This is a genomic window from Acidocella sp., assembly GCF_052326845.1.
GTDB lineage: Bacteria > Pseudomonadota > Alphaproteobacteria > Acetobacterales > Acetobacteraceae > Acidocella.
Genome location: NZ_JBKQJR010000083.1, coordinates 1 through 16755, shown reverse-complemented (window position 1 = coordinate 16755; position 16755 = coordinate 1). Strand labels below are relative to the sequence as shown.

The window sequence follows — 16755 nt, the reverse complement described above, 5'->3', positions numbered from 1 at the left end:
GAGCCTCCGTTGTGCAAGCGACACTGAATCAGGTGCGGTGCCAGCCTTTCCGTGATTACGAAATCTGGGTCATCGATCAGTCTGATCCAAGCGACGCTGCGTCCAACGCGCGGTATGTCAAGGATTCGGGTGATGCGCGCATCCATTACCTTCATTTGACCCAAAAAGGTCCTTCGAACGCTCGCAACGAGGGATTTGCCCGCGCGCGTGGCGAGATTGTCATAGGTCTCGACGATGATGTGATCCTGCTATCTGAAGATTTTATCGGCGCGCACGTACGTGCTTATGCCGATGCGACCGTAGGGGGTGTGACGGGCCGGCATGTCGAACGAATTGTGCGCATGAATTCGCGCCATACGGCCTGCCACGTCTCCTGGAACGGTCGTACCGTCTTCAATTTGTTTGGACTGGAGCGCGTAGAGGTTGGGTCCGTTAAAGGATCGAATATGAGCTTTCGCATGGCGGTCGTGCGCCAGGTTGGGGGGTTCGACCGGCGGACACCGTTTTTAGAGGAGACCGACTTCTCAACGCGCGTCCGCGCCGCCGGGTGGCGCCTAATGTACGAACCGGAGGCGGAGTTGGTGCATCTTTCTATCCCATCCGGCGGCACGCGGGAGAAGAACGCCTTGGAGAGCGAATCCCGCCGCTTTGAGTCCACGGCATATTACATGCGTAAACACCGTGGTCCGCTTGGCGTTGCAAGCTTCATCGTGACATTTATGCTCATTGCCATGGTGAGAGCGTTTCGATTTCGCTCGCTCAAAGTTATTCCAACGCTCTACAGCGCCATGTTCCAAGGCTTTGCGGACGCAGGAAAAGAGCCAGACCAGTTGTTACCAAAGGTGCAGGAGATGGCGGAGACTTGAATCCTCCGTCGCTGGAAAACCGATGTGGACTTGCCCCGCTTAACAGGGTGCGAAAAAAATCCCTTTCCCTGTGCATAATGGCGTGATTCCTTACTGCCATCATCTTACTGAGGACGGGGCATGCGCGGCGGTGACATCAAGACCGAAAGTTTGTTCTCGTATGTGAGCTGCGAAGCGCGGGTTCCCCTGGATCATCCATTACGGCAGATCCGGGCCATCGTGGACGAGGCACTGGCGGTGCTTTCGCCCGAATTCGCGACGCTCTATTCGCCGATCGGCCGCCCCTCGATCTCCGCCGGAGAAGTTGCTGCGGGCGCTGCTTGTCCAGGTCTTCTATTCGGTATGATCCGAGCGCCAGTTGATAGAGCAACTGGATTACAACCTGATGTTCCGCTGGTTCGTCGGCCTGTCGATGGATGCGCCGATCTGGGACGTGACGGTAGCGACCTGGCGAAGGCCACGGGCCGCAATGCCGAGCGCGATTTCCGCGGGGAGAAACGCGGCAACGACACCCACGCTTCGACCACCGATCCCGATGCCCGGCTGTATAAGAAGGCGCAGGGTCAAGCCGCCAAGCTCTGCCACATGGGCCATTTGCTGATGGAGAACCGCCACGGCCTGATCATCGATGCCTTGCTGACCCACGCCACCGGCACTGCCGAGCGGGAGGCGGCGCTGACTATGCTGGAACGCCTGGAGGGGCGCCACCGTATCACGCTGGGCGCGGACAAGGCTTACGACGTGGTCGGCTTCATTGCCAAATTGCGCAAGATCAACATCACGCCGCATGTGGCGCAGAACACCGCGAACCGGCGCTCGGCCATTGATGGCCGCACCACTCGCCATCCCGGCTATGCCGTCAGCATGCGCATGCGCATCCGCAAGCGCATCGAGGGAGGCGTTCGGCTGGATGAAGACCTGTGGCGGCATCCGCAAGGCCCGCCATTGCGGTAAAGAGCGCGTCGGTTGGACTTTCACCCTAACCGCCGCCTGTAACCTGGTAAGGTTGCCCAAGCTGCTGGCGGTGACCTGATCATGGCGCCTTCAGAGTATCCCTCCGAGAACGGCCGCCTTCCCGGCTTTTGGCAGCCGTGTCAGCCTTTGGGGAGTGTAACCTGAAGGTGGAAAGTGTCCACGACCGAAATAATGGACACAACTTCGCGTGTGAAGCGTCGGCATAAGGTCTGGCCTGAGGCGTTGAAGCGCGAGATTGTGGCGGCATGTGCGGTGCCCGGCGCTTCGGTGTCGATGGTCGCCCGGCAATATGATGTGAACACCAACCAGGTTTTTACCTGGCGCAAGCTTTATGGCGGCGTGGCGGATGCAGCAGCACCGCAGATTTTGCCGGTGGTTGTGACGCCGGAGCAGCCGCCGCTGTCTCCTCCCCCGCCGGCGCCCACGGCCGATGTCATAGAGATTGAACTGCCGAGCGGTTACCGGGTGCGGATCGGCAGCAACATCAAGGCGGCGGCGTTACGTGTGGTACTGGATGCGTTGGAGCGGCGATGATCGCCTTTCCATCGAGTGTGCACGTCTGGCTGGCGGTGGGCCGGACAGATATGCGGCGCGGCATGAACGGCCTGGCGCTGCAGGTGCAGCAAGCTCTTGGCCGCGATCCGCATGCCGGCGATTTATACGTGTTCAGAGGTGCCCGCGGCGATCTGGTGAAAATCCTTTGGCACGATGGCATCGGCATGTCGCTTTATGCCAAACGGCTGGAGAAAGGGCGCTTCACCTGGCCATCACCGAGCGGCGGCGTTGTTGCCATTTCGGCCGCGCAGCTGGGCTATATGCTCGACGGCATTGATTGGAGAAATCCGCGCCATAGCTGGCGTCCCGCGAGCGCCGGATAATGCTGTGTGCCATATTTTGTAGGTGCCAGCAGACAAAATCTGTGATTCTATCGCAGCATGGATGCCGATCCAGGAGCCCTGCCGGATGACATCGACGCGCTGAAGGCGGCGCTGATGAGCGAGCGCGCCAGGACGCAGGAGGTGGCCGCCGAACTCGCAGTGGCCCGTGCCAAGGCGTCAGAAGATTTGGCCTTGATCGCGCATCAGAAGTTGCGGATCGCCAAACTGGAGCGCCAGATCTATGGCCCGCGCTCGGAGCGGTCATCCTTGCTCGTCGAGCAGATGGCGCTCGCGTTCGAGGAGTTGGAAGCCAGCGCCACCGAAGATGAGCTGGCCGCCGAGATCGCCGTCGCCAAGGTCACGTCGGTCGCGGGGTTTACCCGCCGGCGCCCGGAACGGAACAGCTTCCCTGAACACCTGCCGCGCGAGCGCGTAGTCATCGCCCCGCCCACGTCTTGCACCTGTTGCGGCGGCACGCGGCTGCGCAAAATGGGCGAGGATATCACCAAGAGTTTGGAATCGATCCCCCGCCAGTGGAAGGTGATCGAGACCGTGCGGGAAAAATTCACCTGCCGGGATTGCGAGAAGATCAGCCAATCACCAGCGCCGTTCCATGTGATCCCGCGCGGCTGGGCGGGGCCGAGCCTGCTGGCGATGATCCTGTTCGAGAAATTCGGGCAACACCAGCCGCTCAACCGCCAGGCCGAGCGTTATGCACGGGAAGGTGTGCCGATCAGCCTCTCGACCATGGCCGATGCCGTGGGGGCAGCGTGTGCGGCACTGGCGCCGTTGAGCAGACGCATCGAAACTCATATCCTGGAAGCCTCACGCCTGCATGGCGACGACACCACCGTGCCGGTTCTGGCCAAGGGCAAGACCGACACGGGCCGATGTTGGGTCTATGTGCGCGATGACCGGCCCTTCGGGGGCACGGCCCCGCCGGCGGCGATGTTCTATTACTCCCGCGACCGCAGGGGCGAGCATCCACGGCAACATCTGGCCGGCTTCTCCGGGATCTTCCAGGCCGACGCCTTTGACGGTTATCGGCAGCTCTATGCGCCCGACCGAAGGCCAGGATGCATCGTCGAAGCGGCATGCTGGGTTCACGCCAGGCGTCCGTTCTTCATCATGGCCGATCTCGATGAGAACGCGCGCCGAAGGGCCGCGGGTAAAAAGGAAATTCCGCTTTCACCCATCGCCATTGAGGTCGTGCGCCGTATCGACGTGCTGTTCGAGGTTGAGCGGCCCATCAACGGCAAGACGCCCGATGAACGCAGGGAAGTTCGCCAGGCGCTGAGCAAGCCGCTCGTGGACGAATTGCTGGTCTACATGCGCGAGCAGCGCGCCAAACTCAGCCGCGGCCATGACCTCGCCAAGGCCATCGATTACATCCTCAAACGCCAGGATGCCTTCACCTTGTTCCTGGATGACGGCCGTGTCTGCCTCTCGAACAATGCCGCCGAACGGGCGCTCAGAGGGATCGCTTTGGGCCGAAAATCATGGCTGTTCTGCGGCTCCGACCGTGGCGGGCAACGCGCCGCCGCCATGTATAGCCTCATCGTCAGCGCCAAGATGAACGGCGTCGATCCTCAGGCGTGGCTGGCAGATGTCCTGGCCCGCATCGCCGCCCATCCCGCACACCGCCTCGACGAATTGCTGCCCTGGAACTGGAAGCCCATGGCCTCCATCATCCCCGCCGCAGCCTGATCAACCAACCCCACCTGCGGCCCACGCCGCATGCTTACCCTTCAGAAAGCAGAACAGCGAATTATAGTGACCGCCGAAGGCTGAGTAAGCACCCGTTAATAGAGCAGCTGCTGCCCGTGTCGGGCAGAAACTGGCCAATATAAACGCCTATTTCCGCACCTGCTAAGAGCGCCACCGACCTGGAAATCGCCATCCACAGCTACCTCGCCGAGCACAACGATCACCCCAAGCCGTTCGTCTGGGCCGCTAAGGCTGCGGATATCCTCGCCAAGATCCGCCGGGGGAAACAGGCGTTGGAGGCAGAACACTAGCGTTAAAATGAGTTCTGGTTTGGCCCGGATTGGCCACCGGGATATGCGCGGATGTGATGGCCTCGATCAGCATCCGTATTTGGGTGTGCCGGATCCCGCATGTTTCAACTGTGCGGTCAATGCTTCGTCGGTCGGGGGGATGCCCGGCTCGTTGAAGACATCAAACACCTTCCGGGACGCAACGGGCGCATCGGCCGCTACGATCAGGGCGCGGGCGAAATCCGGCCGGGCAACGCGGCACAGCATCGACAGGCGGTGGACCGGCGGTGTGATGCGAATGTCGGCTTGTCCGCCGGGCCCGTTCGTCAGAACGGCGCCCCTTCCGATGCTCCAGTCGAGCCCGCTGTTTCGCAGATACGCATCGCGGTCGCGCTGGTTACGCTGCAGGTTGCCCTTGATGGCGTTGAGCAGTCTTCCGGTACAGGACGGGAGTTCCGACCCCATACCCGACAACAACATGAACCGGCCGGTGAACGCTGCCTCCCTGGCGGCCTCCACCGTGTTCACCAGGCCCTCGTATGTCACTGTGCGGATCTGACGCGCGGGCTTGAAGAAGCCGCGGCCGCCGAAGCCGCCGGTGAAGTCCACAGCGAAGAAGATCGCACGACACTCTCCGAACTCGGCCCTCCGGAGCGAGGCAGGATCGGTCACGTCGCCTTGGCGGATGTCGACGCCGGCCGGAAGCAGATTGCGCGCCTTGACGGGGTCGCGCGCGATGCATCGGACCGGCGCCCCGCGCTCGACGAGCTGTCGCGCGATCTGCATGCCGGTCCCGCGCGTCCCGCCGACAATGCAGTAAGGGATCATCGCTGGACCGCCCGTGTCCTTGGTCAGCATGTGCGCAGACCGCGACCCAGCACCGACCCGAGAGCTTCGCCAAGCGTGGCCGCCGGGATTTCGGAGGGTCCGGCGCTACGCCAGCAGATCACCCGGTCGGGTCGCACCAGTACAGCCCCCTTCGCCGAAATACCGCGGAACTGCGTCCAGGCCAGGCGCGTGTCGTACAGGTCCCCATCGATGTGACCGATACGCAACGCATCAATCGGCAGATCGTTGGCGCGAGCGATAGCTGCGGCTGCGGAGCACCAATCCTCCCCGTCTTCGCCCGCGATCAGAAGAAAGCGGCCAGGCTCGACCAGATCCTTCAACGGTCGCCGGTTGCCGGCATCATCGTCGATCCAGGCGTGCGGCAAGGGGCTCCCCGGATAGGTGCTCGGCTCGTAGAGGTGGACGTCGTCGATCGCCTGCGGCTCCGGTGAACCGTCCGGGACAACGGCCGCGGACCGATAGCGATAGCCATATTCGACGTTCAGCTCGTTGGCTTCCATGCTGATCCGTCGGATGGCGCGCAGGGCTGCGCGTCGATGGTCTGCATCCTCGGGCTTGCCGCTCCAGATCCTCTTGAATTGCGCCCAGTTGGCTTCCGCCGGCGCGCCAGGCATGAGGCCGAACGTCTGTCCCGCTTCCATATGCGCCATTGAATTTTCCATCGAACGCTGGATGTTGCGGGCATCCACAGGGCGCCGTTCCGGTTCGTAGCTGTCGAGCAGGGCTTCGCCCGCCTGGCCCTTGAGCACGGCGGCAAGCTTCCAGCACAGATTATGCGCGTCCTGGATACCGCTGGTGAGGCCGAGGCCGCCTGTGGGCGGATGTCGATGTGCCGCATCGCCAACCAGGAACACATGGCCCGCGCGGATTCTCGACGCCAGCACCCCTTCCAACGACCAGCGCGTGATCTTGTGGATCGTCAGCGGCAGGTCAGGAATGCCAAGCGCCAGGCGCATGTTCCTTTCGATCTGCTCGTCAGTGAGATCTTTCGGACCTTCGCCCCGGTAGGTGACGTGAAAGACCCACTCTTCGCTGTCCGGGCCCCAACGGTGCGGCCCCATGGGCACCAGAACCGCCATCTCGCCGATCGCGGGGCACCAGATCCAACGGATCAGCACATCCGGATCTCGCGCGACCTTCGACAGGTCGGCCGAGATATGTGCTGTGGCAGTCTGGGCGATCACACCCAGGCCCTCGTAGGGGATGCCGACCATCCGGGGAACGGTGCGGCCGCCATCGCACCCAAGCAGGTAGCGGGCCCTAACCGTATACTCGGTGCCGTCGTCGTTGTTCCTGATGCGGGCGACCACACCGTTGCTATCCTGTTCGAGCCCGACAAGTTCGTGGTGGAAGCGAATGGCGCCAGGACTTAGCTCTTCGGCACGCGTCTTCATGACCGGCTCAAGGCGAATCTGGGGGAGATTGGCGCTACGGCACGGGCTGGCCTGCATCCAGTTGAGATTGTTGTATCCGCAGCCCCAGGTCTCGATCTTGCCGATCAGCCGGCCGAAATCCGGATCCGGACCGGCGAGGCCGGCATACCAACCCATTGCGCTCATGTTCTCAGCGGGCGTGCTCCTGGCATAGATCGCTTCGGCGAGGCCGACATCGGCGAGTATTTCCATGGTGCGCTGATTCAACACGTGCGCCTTCGGCAGAATCGACGTTGTAGGCAGCGAGCTGACGAGAAGGCTCTCGACGCCAAGTTGCGCCAGCAGCATCGAGCAGGTCAGACCCGCGCCGCCGCCACCGACGATCAGGACGGGCACTTCGACATCTGCAATCTTTGCCGCGATTACGGTGTTCATCTTGGATTTCCTCACTTGTTTTGAATTATGTTGTCGTATATTGAACGTCGATGTTCAATTTGTCAACTGAAAATCTGATGCTAAGCTTTTCCCTTCGATGAGCACCGCAGAGACCCGCATTCACGACGCCGCCCTCCGAATCTTCGCGGAGAGAGGCGTGACGCAGTTGACCGTCAGCGAACTGGCCGAGGAGGCCGGCATCGCGCGCGGCACCGTCTACAACAACCTCGGCTCGACCGACGCCTTGTTCGAGGAAGTGGCGGCGGGACTCGCGGACGAGATGCTCCGAAGGATCGTCAGCAGCTTTGCGGAGATCGACGACCCCGCGCACCGGCTTGCCAACGGAATCCGGTTCTTCGTCCGCCGTGCGCATGAGGAGCCCGTCTGGGGGCGGTTCATCGTTCGCTACACCTTCAGCAATGATTCGCTGCGCGCCATCTGGGGCGGTGCGCCGGCGGGCGACTTGCGCCGAGGGCAGGAGCAGAAGCGTTACAGCATCGATCCAGACCAGGTCCAGTCCGCGCTTGGGATGATCTCGGGATCGACGCTTTCCGCCATGATGTTGGTTGTCGAAGGCCACAAGACATGGCGCGCGAGCGGGGCCGACGCGGCCGAACTCGTCCTTCGCGCGTTGGGCGTCGCGCCAAGGGAAGCCAGGACGATCGCCAACCTGGACTTGCCGCCCTTACCGAAGCTTTCCTAGAGACGCGGCCAGATGTCCGTCATCGAATGGTTTGAGACAACTGGCTGCCTGAATTAGCGGAGGGTTTGGCTTATCGTCTCCCGTTATGACCATGGCTATTTGTCGGACGCGGGAGCCAGCGTTTCCGCGGTCTTCTTGCGGCGGCGCTCACTGAAACGCTGTAGCACAACGTAGAAAGACGGCACAAACACAACGGCGATACACGTGGAGGCGAGCATGCCGCTGGCCACCGCAATCCCGATCGACTTGCGGGAATTTGCGCCGGCCCCCGAAGCCAAGATCAAAGGTGTAACGCCGAGAATAAAGGCGAACGAGGTCATGACGATCGGCCGGAAACGGGTTTTCGCCGCCAATACCGCCGCTTCTATGACGGTCTTGCCTTGCGAGGAGCGTTGCTCGCGGGCAACCTCGACGATGAGAATGGCGTTTTTGGCGGCCATCGCGATCAACAGAACCAAACCGATCTGGGTGTAGATGTTGTTCGCCAAGCCGAGCGCGGTGAGGGCGCCGACGGTCCCCAACAAAGCCAGTGGTACGGCCAGCAGAACCGAGATCGGCGTGATCCAGCTTTCATACTGGCCAGCGAGGACCAAGTACACAAGGAGCAGAGACAGGCCGAAAATCAGTGTGCTGGCATTACCTGCGAGTTTTTCCTGATATGCCGTGGAGGTCCATTCAAAGCCGAAGCCGGAGGGAAGCACGTGCCGGGTCAAATCGTCCATGACGCTCAAGGACTGGCCCGAACTATAGCCTGGCGCCGAGGCGCCGTTGATCATGGCGCTCGGATAGGTATTGTAAAGCGTGATAATCGGCGGACCACGGCTCGGCGTGATATCGGCCAGCGTGCCCAGCGGCACCATAAGCCCCGTATTGTTGCGGACATTGTAATTGCGCACGTCTGCAGGGGTCATGCGGGCGCTGGGATCTGCCTGAACATAGACCGGGAAAACCTGACCGTATTTCGTGAAGAGATTGACATAGGATGAGCCTAGGTAGCTCTGCAGCGTGTCGTAAGCGTCGCCGACGGCGACACCAAGGGAGCGCGCCTTGGTACGATCCACAACAAACGAGACCTGCGGCGCTTGCGACCGGTAGGTGGTGAAAACGTTCGCCAACCCGCTCTGGCTGTTCGCGTCGCGGGTGATGAGGTCGGCAACCTGTTGCAGTTTGGCGTAGTCAAAGCTGCCATCCTGCAACTCGGCAACACCCTGGAACCCGCCGGATTGGCCAAGGCCCTGAATCGGCGGCGGCGGGACCACCAGAATCTTGGCGCCGGGCGTTGAAGCGGCGATCTCGCTGAGTTCCTTGTAAACCGGCAGGAGGCCTTCCTTGCTGCCGCGAACGTCCCAGGGCTTCAGCATGACGTAGATAACGCCGGCATTAAAAAGCGTGGCGCTATTATCGAGCAGTGAGACGCCGCTGACGGTAATCTGGTTCTCGACACTGGGCAATTTGGCGATCTTGCCGTCAAGGAGAGCGAGCATGGCATTGGTGCGGCCGATCGAGGCAGAATCCGGCAACTGAACGCTGACCATCATGTAGCCCTGATCCTCGATCGGGATGAAGGCGGAGGGAATCCGGCCGAGGCCAAAAATGGCCAGAGCGATCAGCCCGAGGCCAATGACCGCCATCAGCACGCTGTGGTGGACCATGCGGTCGATGAGTCGCACATAGGCGTCTTCGAGCGGATAGTAGAGCCGATCGAAGGCACGAAAGACAATGTTCTTTTTGGCGTTGGGTTTCGCCGGCTTGAGAAACAACGCGCATTGGGTAGGGCTGAGTGTCAGCGCGACAATGGCGCTGATCAGCGCGGTGGAGGCGATCACCAGGGCAAACTGGGCGTACATCTGGCCGGTAATGCCGGGCATGAAACCAGCGGGAATAAACACCGACATCAACACCAAGGTGATGCCGACAATCGGGCTGGTCAGATCCTTCATCGCACTGATCGCGCCCTTTTTCGCGTCCGCCCCCTCAACTTCCATTTTATGGGTGACACCTTCGACCACCACGATGGCGTCATCGACCACGATGCCGATGGCGAGTACCAGCCCCAGCAGCGTGAGAATGTTGATGGAAAAATGCAGCATGGCCATGGCCGCGAAGGCGCCGATGATGGTGACCGGGATTGTGGTGGCAGGCACAAAAGTGGCGCGGAGGCTCTGCAGAAACACCAGGATCACGGCGAGTACGAGGAGGCCGGCTTCGAACAGGGTCTTGTAAACCTCATGAACCGATTCCGATACGAAAGTCGTCGTGTCGAACGGAATGTTGTACTGCATGTCCGGCGGGAACTGCTTCGCCATTTTCGCGACTGCGCGGCGGACTTCATTGGCGACGGCGAGCGCGTTCGCGCCTGGCGTTTGATAAATGGCGATGGAGGCACAGGGCTGACCGTCAAGGCTGGATTGAATGTTGTAGTTGACGGAGCCAAGCTCGACCCGGCCGACATCGCGTATGCGGACAATCTGGCTGGCCGTTACGCCGCTGGCGCTGACGGCGCTGCTCGACTTGACGATGATATTGGCGAACTGATTGGGGTCCGAGAGCAGGCCCGGCACGTTGACGGTGAGCTGATAGGCTTGCGGTGAGCTGACGGGCGGCCCGCCGATCTGGCCAGCCGGCACGGCGACATTTTGCTCGCGCAGCGCGTTAATGACATCATTGGGCGTCAGACCGAAGCCTTGCATCTTTTCGGGGTCGAGCCAGATGCGCATGGCGTATTCGCCAGTGCCGTAGACATTCACATTGCCCACGCCCGGCAGCCGCGCCAGCTCGTTCTGCATGTTGATGATGGCGTAGTTGTTCAGAAACAATCCATCATAGGTTTTGTGCGGAGAGGTGAGGGTGATGAACTGCAAAATCGCGGTGGATTTCTGCTGAACGACAACGCCTTGGCGCTGCACCGCGGACGGCAACTGGGCAAGCGCCGCGGACACACGGTTCTGCACCAGCACCTGCGCGAAGTTGAGATCCGTGCCAACCTTGAACGTGACGATGAGCGTATAATTGCCGCCGCTGGTGCTGGTGGACTGCATGTACAGCATGTCCTGTACGCCGTTGACCTGCTGTTCGATGGGCAGGGCAACAGTATTCACCAGAGTCTTGGCGTCAGCCCCCGGGTCGCTGGTGGTAACCTGAATGGTAGGCGGAACGATTTCCGGATATTCCGCAATAGGCAAGGTAGCAATGGCGACCAGCCCCAGTAGGATGAACAGGGCGGCGATAACGTTCGCGAGAACCGGCCGTTCGATGAAAAATTGTGAGAGCATGGGATGACCTAGCCGGGATTACTGGCTGCGGGGGCGGAGAGATCATGTTCGGTCGGCGCGACCGCGCTGCCTGGTGCGGCGTTCTGCACGCCATCGACGATCACCTGAGCCGCGGGATCAAGGCCGGTCACCGCGATAAAGCCGTTTTCGTCGACGCCGGTTTGCACGCGGACCTGGGAGACGACGTTGTCAGCGCCGACGACATAAACATAGGGGCCCGCCTGGTCGCTCTGCACCGCGGCGTCAGGCAAAGCCAGTTGCTGCCGGGCGCCGCCGAGCGGAATTCGCGCGCGGACAAACAGGCCAGGCAGCAGAATGTCGCTGTCGTTATTGAGCACGGCGCGGACCTGGAGGGTGCCGGTAGATGGGTCCAGGCTGGTGGCGACATAATCAATTTTACCGGGATGTGGATAATCGGCTTCCGATTGCAGAGCGACGAAAACCGGTGAGCCGGTCACATTATTCGGGTTGCGCCCCATGGCGATCAGCGCGGCCCGGATCTTCAGCAGGTCCAACTCATTGATGTTAAAATAAACATAGATCGGGTTGAGCTGGTCGATTGTGGCGAGATTGGTAGCGGTCCCATTACCGACCAGATTGCCAGCATCGACCAGATGCCGGCTGACCCGCCCGTCGAAAGGCGCGGTGACAGAGGTATAGCCGTAATTGATTTGCGCTATTTGCTCATTCGCAATGGCTTCCAGCACTTGCGCCTGGTCCGCATCCCGGGTTGCCAGCCATTGTTCAACATTGGCCTGCGAGGTGGCGTTTTGCTTAATCATCACCAGCTGGCGGTCATATTGCGCTTGCGCGTAAATCACCTGCGCCTTCGCCTGGGCGACCGCGGCCTGTGCCTGTTGCAACTTGGCGACGTAAGGCGGCTGCTCGATGACGAAAAGCTGCTGGCCCTTTTTGACGACGCTGCCGTCCGTGTAGTCGATGCTGGTAAGATAGCCGGAGACGCGGGCCACGAGCTGCACCGAGTTCACCGCCACCGTGCTGCCGGTGACATTGAGATAGGTGGTCATTGGCATCTGCACGGGCTTGCTCGTGACGACCGGCGGCGGCGGCGGCGGCTGGTAGGTGTTGCTCTTGCCGCAGCCAGCAAGCGAAACTGCAAGCAGCAGCCCGGCGAGCTGTGCGGAACGGCGTTTTGAGGAGACGCTACACCTTCTCATGCGGGTCACCAGGTTGGCACATAGGTTTGCTTAAACTGTTCAGTACGGGTCGTGGGCGCCGCATGATTCTCCGGGGTGAGCAGGCCGCCCCAGTTGGTCCGGCGCGCCATGTCGGCCTTGATGCTTTCGGGTATGACGTCATGGCCTTGGGCGATCTGCCAGCCACCGCCGAGAGCGGCGTAGAGGGCCACAAGTGATTGCGGCACATTCCCCTCGGCGACTGCCAGCGAATTCTGGACCTGCAACTGTGCCTGCTCGACGGTCAGTACCGTGGTGTAATCGGTGGCGCCGTCAATATAGCGGATCATGGCGAGGTTGGTTGCTTGCACCGCCGACTCAGCGGCAACATTGAGCGCCACCACGGCGTTTTGCGCCTGCACGTAATCGGTAATGGCGTCCTGCACCTCCTGCTGGGCCTGCAGGACGGTGTTCTGATAGTTCAGGATTGATTGCTCGAATGCCGCGTCCTGCGCGCGCACCTGGTTGGTGAGCTGGCCGTAATTGAACAGCGGAATTTGTACCGAGGGGCCGAGTGTGATGGCCCGGTCGGACCAATTGAACAGATTGCCCAATGAGGCGCCATTGGATGTGCTGGATTCCCAGCCAAAAGTGCCGGAGAGTGAGAGCGCCGGGTAGAGCTGCGCCTTGGCGACACCGAGCAGCGCCGACTGGCTGGCCGCGGCAAGTTCTGCCTGTTTCACATCCGGCCGCTGCCGGAGCAGGTCTTTCGGGATGCCGATGGCGACGCCGGATGGCGCCTGCGGAATGGCGGTGCCGCCCGCCAGCAGGGGGTCAACCTTGTCGGGCGTGGTGCCCAGCAGGACCGCGAGCGCATCTTTCTGGGTGCCAAGCTGAGCCTGCAGCGTTGGCAATGTCGCCTGAGTGATGCCAAGTTGTGTCTGGGCCTGTTGTACGTCCAGCTGGCTGGTTTGTCCGGCATTGAACTGCACCCTGGCGATGCGCAGGCTTTCGGTCTGCACCCCGATATTGGTCTGGGCGACCTGAATTTGCGCCTGTAGCGTGCGGATGCTGATATAGGTTTTGGCGATGTCCGAGGTGAGAGTGACCAAAGCAGCGTCATACGCATCGATCGAGCCCAGGAAATCGGCATCGTTCGCCTGGACCGCGCGGCGGAATTTACCCCAAAAATCCAGCTCCCAGTTCGCCGTGAAGCCAAGCTGGGCGACATTTAGATACGTGGCGATGCCATCGATATTGGTCGGCGCGGCCTCGCTTTGGCGCTCATAGGTATAGCTGCCGAATGCGCCCTGTTGCTGCGGATAAAGCTCACCCACGGCCGCGGCCAGTTGCGCGCGCGCCTGGAGTACGCGCAGGCCAGCAACCTGTACTGACAGATTGTTCTGATAGCCAATCTGGATAAGCTGGGTAAGAACAGGGTCGTTGAAATTCTGCCACCAGATGGCATCGTTAACCGCGCCGGCCTGGAGATGCCCGGCGTTTTGATACTGACCGGCGACGTCGGTCTTGGGCGTTGTAAAGTTGGGGCCAACCATGCAGCCAGCCAGAGCCAGCGCCGGAACGACAGCAAGCGCGATACGGTGCGGCGGAGGCATCAAGGCGTCACCAAAAGCGCTGGGCGGACTCTGAAGCGACGGAAACCCTCGCTTGCAGTTGCATCTCACCCGGCGTGGTGCTTAAGGCACCTTGATGAGCAACCGCTGGGGTCACCGCCTGGCCTGCCCGCGCCCATGTGAGGGGCCAAAATTCATCACCGCCATACTGAGCCATATCTGACGCCACCCTTGCAATGAATTCGCTCAAACATAGAACGCTTGGAAAACGGGACTTGCAAGACAAATCAATGCAGTTCCGCGTAGCGTTCACAGAACCGCTCCGGACGCGCGCCACCTTTGGCGAGAGCATCGATGTTCGGAGTTCGGATATCCGAGCCATGATAGCCGACATCCTTCCACCCCTGCTCGTCGGAGAGGATCTAGACGATATTGGGCCGCTGGGGAGCAGGGTAGGGCTTGCTGCGTAGAGGCGTCTGGCGATAAACAAAGACGATTTGGTCAGTTTGACGTTATAGACTAACATCTTGATTTGGAGCAAGAGGCGACATGGCGAAGATCAACCTTGAGCGGCGGGCCGAGATTGGCGCGGAGAAGCGCGCCAGAACCAGGGCGCAAATCCTGGCGGCTGCGAATGCGCTCTTCGCAAAGTGCCCATGGGACTCCGTCACGGTCGATGACCTCGTCAGCGAGGCTGGGGTCGCGAAGGGAACTTTTTACGTCCATTTCAAAGACATGCACGCGCTGACCGCCGCCGTTGCTGACGACCTGATCAAGACCTTCGACGAAATGCTTCAGCCGCATCGGCTATCGATCGACGACCCGCTCGTTCGAATCGCATTCGGCTGCGATGCATTCCTTGAAAAGGCGCTGGACGACCCGGACTGGGCCTCGCTGGTGGCTCGAATGGCGCGATACTATCCGGCGGTCGGCGAATCTGCCCGCCGCCGGCTGTCGGAGGATCTGGAGCGTGTTATCGACACGGCTCCCCACGGTGACCTTTCGTTTGCTCTGGGCCTGGAGGCGGTGCTCGGCGTCGTGCTCCAGGTCTTGGCGGCGATCGGCGAAGGCCGCCTTTCGCCGGGCGACCGGCAGCCGGCAATCCGTTCTGTACTGCGCGCCATCGGCGCCGAGGAATCGCAAGCGACCTCGGCGCTCGCGCAAGTGGCTCGCGTAGCGCGCGCCGCACGCACCGCGCCTTGCGCCGCGAATGCAGACTGAAGGCGGACGAAAGCCGTGGGCCGCCCCAAAAAGGAACGCCGCTGACGAGCCATTAGCAAAGGTCAGCCGAGGACCTCGGTCATCTGCTCGCCGAGGTCTACCCGGCCGTCGGCGCTATGAATGCGGGCGTTGATCCGGTCTCCAGGCTGAAGATACTGCGGACGGCGGCGCTGCCCATTGAGAAACAGTTTCCAAAACTGCCGCTCCGGCAGCAGCTGAACCAGCCGGCGGATCGGCGGAGGCGGCACGCGAAGCGCACATCCGCTGGGCGTACCAGTTAGCAGCACGTCCCCCGGCGCGACGTTGGCGAATGTCGACAGCTCCGAGATCGTCTCGGCGGGCTTGAACACGAGATTACCTGTCGTATCGATCTGACGAACGGTCCCGTTGACGGTGAGCTGGAGATCAAGTTGATCGAGATAGCCGAACTCCTCCGGCTCGAGCAGGGTCAACCAGGGGCCGATCGGGCAAAAGCCCCGGTAGCTCTTGCCCTTGAAGAACTGGGTTTGCGGCAGTTGCACGTCGCGCGCGCTGAGGTCGTTGGCAATGGCGATCGCGAACACGTAATCCTTGAGCGAATCCCTGGTGACTGTCACCGCCGACGTTATCGGCCGGCGGAATATGAGCGCCAGCTCGATTTCGTAATCGAGCAGTGCCACGTGCTCGGGCCGCCGAACGACGCCGCGCGCGGAGCTGACCGACGCGTCGGATTTGGTGAAGAACATATTGAACAGCTTCGCGTCCGGATCCATGCCGGACTCGATCATGTGTTGGCGATAGTTGGCGCCCTGGCAGTAGACGCGGCAGGGCGTGGTCACCGGCGAAAGGATTGTGACAGAATCGATTTTAATGCTTGGCGTCTTCGCCGCCGCCGCTCGCCAATCGGCCTCGCCGCGTTCGATCAACGCCGCTGTCGTCGGATACTCGCCGTCGAGCGGCGCGATCCCTGACTTCGACACGACGCCCCAATGCGAAGTTCCATTGACTTCGTAGTGCAAGAGATTTGTCGCCATAACGTTCACTCCTTTGGTTTTGATGGAAACCGGTTATTGAGACCGGAGGTTAGACGAGGGCGCGGGTAGCGGCTCGGGGAGGCGGTCTACGATCCGTTCCGCCTCCCCGGCAGAGACGCCAAGCGCGCGCAAGGTTCCGCAAACTGCCAGCGGGACATCCGACGCCGACAATCGGCTCTCGCTCGCCGAACGCATTGCCTGCAGAACAATCCCCATGACGATGTCGAAGCCGACTTCGGCGGGGAGCGGCGCGAGACGCCCTTGCAAGGCGGCATGCCGCAGATTCTCTCTTAGGTGCTCACGCGCCGCGCCGGCGACCCCGGGGAACGCCCACGTTCCGCGCGCGGTCAGGGCGCCCCAGGCCGGGTCGCGCACCGCCTGGCCGATAAAGGCCATGCATCCGGCCGCGATCCGCTCCAGCGGATCGTCAATCGCGCCCGGCTGGGGCTCAACCCGGGCGTTG

The 16755-nt window shown here is 61.5% G+C and carries 13 protein-coding genes and 2 pseudogenes; 8 read left to right on the top strand and 7 right to left on the bottom strand.

Features of this window, described 5'->3' with window-relative positions:
- From ACLPJJ_RS05715 to ACLPJJ_RS05690, 6 genes and pseudogenes are all read left to right on the top strand, one after another.
- Positions 1–866 (top strand): glycosyltransferase family 2 protein (locus ACLPJJ_RS05715; RefSeq protein WP_443589987.1); only part of this gene is annotated, 866 nt, incomplete at its 5' end.
- A 120-nt stretch (positions 867–986) separates the two neighbouring features.
- Positions 987–1899, top strand: a pseudogene (locus ACLPJJ_RS05710) (transposase).
- A 113-nt stretch (positions 1900–2012) separates the two neighbouring features.
- Entirely contained in the window at positions 2013–2375 is a 363-nt protein-coding gene (gene tnpA, locus ACLPJJ_RS05705) for an IS66-like element accessory protein TnpA (protein WP_443589986.1), read from the top strand.
- On the top strand, positions 2372–2719 hold the full coding sequence (tnpB, locus tag ACLPJJ_RS05700) for an IS66 family insertion sequence element accessory protein TnpB (RefSeq protein ID WP_443589985.1): 348 nt from the start codon (positions 2372–2374) through the stop codon (positions 2717–2719). The genes tnpA and tnpB overlap by 4 nt, the downstream gene beginning before the upstream one ends.
- A gap of 57 nt (positions 2720–2776) precedes the next feature.
- Positions 2777–4426, top strand: coding sequence for an IS66 family transposase (gene tnpC, locus ACLPJJ_RS05695; protein WP_443589984.1), 1650 nt, complete (start codon positions 2777–2779; stop codon positions 4424–4426).
- A 164-nt stretch (positions 4427–4590) separates the two neighbouring features.
- Positions 4591–4737 (top strand): annotated as a pseudogene (locus tag ACLPJJ_RS05690) (IS630 family transposase); the annotation flags it as partial.
- A gap of 66 nt (positions 4738–4803) precedes the next feature.
- Here ACLPJJ_RS05690 and ACLPJJ_RS05685 read toward each other — a convergent pair.
- Both ACLPJJ_RS05685 and ACLPJJ_RS05680 read right to left on the bottom strand, forming a co-directional pair.
- Entirely contained in the window at positions 4804–5574 is a 771-nt protein-coding gene (locus tag ACLPJJ_RS05685; RefSeq protein ID WP_443589983.1) for an NAD(P)H-binding protein, read from the bottom strand.
- Positions 5568–7373, bottom strand: a complete 1806-nt coding sequence (locus ACLPJJ_RS05680; RefSeq protein WP_443589982.1) for an FAD-dependent monooxygenase — start codon at positions 7371–7373, stop codon at positions 5568–5570. Before ACLPJJ_RS05680 ends, ACLPJJ_RS05685 begins: the two co-directional genes overlap by 7 nt.
- Positions 7374–7470: 97 nt before the next feature.
- Between ACLPJJ_RS05680 and ACLPJJ_RS05675 the strand changes: the two genes are divergently transcribed.
- Entirely contained in the window at positions 7471–8076 is a 606-nt protein-coding gene (locus ACLPJJ_RS05675; protein ID WP_443589981.1) for a TetR/AcrR family transcriptional regulator, read from the top strand.
- A gap of 95 nt (positions 8077–8171) precedes the next feature.
- Here the strand turns inward: ACLPJJ_RS05675 and ACLPJJ_RS05670 are convergent, their stop codons facing one another.
- The 3 genes from ACLPJJ_RS05670 to ACLPJJ_RS05660 are packed head-to-tail and all read right to left on the bottom strand — an operon-like array spanning position 8172 to position 14169.
- The gene (locus ACLPJJ_RS05670; protein WP_443589980.1) at positions 8172–11348 is read right to left on the bottom strand and encodes an efflux RND transporter permease subunit; all 3177 of its coding nucleotides are present in this window, start codon (positions 11346–11348) and stop codon (positions 8172–8174) included.
- An 8-nt stretch (positions 11349–11356) separates the two neighbouring features.
- Complete coding sequence (locus ACLPJJ_RS05665) at positions 11357–12526, bottom strand: efflux RND transporter periplasmic adaptor subunit (protein ID WP_443589979.1); 1170 nt, start codon at positions 12524–12526, stop codon at positions 11357–11359.
- A 5-nt stretch (positions 12527–12531) separates the two neighbouring features.
- Positions 12532–14169: an efflux transporter outer membrane subunit gene (locus tag ACLPJJ_RS05660; protein WP_443589978.1), complete on the bottom strand. Its 1638-nt coding sequence runs from the start codon at positions 14167–14169 to the stop codon at positions 12532–12534.
- Between the two features lie 438 nt (positions 14170–14607).
- On the opposite strand from ACLPJJ_RS05660, the gene ACLPJJ_RS05655 reads away from it, so the two are divergent.
- Positions 14608–15279, top strand: coding sequence for a TetR/AcrR family transcriptional regulator (locus ACLPJJ_RS05655; RefSeq protein ID WP_443589977.1), 672 nt, complete (start codon positions 14608–14610; stop codon positions 15277–15279).
- 62 nt (positions 15280–15341) lie between these two features.
- On the opposite strand, the gene ACLPJJ_RS05650 is transcribed toward ACLPJJ_RS05655, so the two are convergent.
- Positions 15342–16292, bottom strand: a complete 951-nt coding sequence (locus ACLPJJ_RS05650) for a fumarylacetoacetate hydrolase family protein (protein WP_443589976.1) — start codon at positions 16290–16292, stop codon at positions 15342–15344.
- Positions 16293–16325: 33 nt separating this feature from the next.
- Positions 16326–16755, bottom strand: a 430-nt coding sequence (locus ACLPJJ_RS05645) for a hypothetical protein (protein ID WP_443589975.1), incomplete at its 5' end; no start/stop codon positions are given.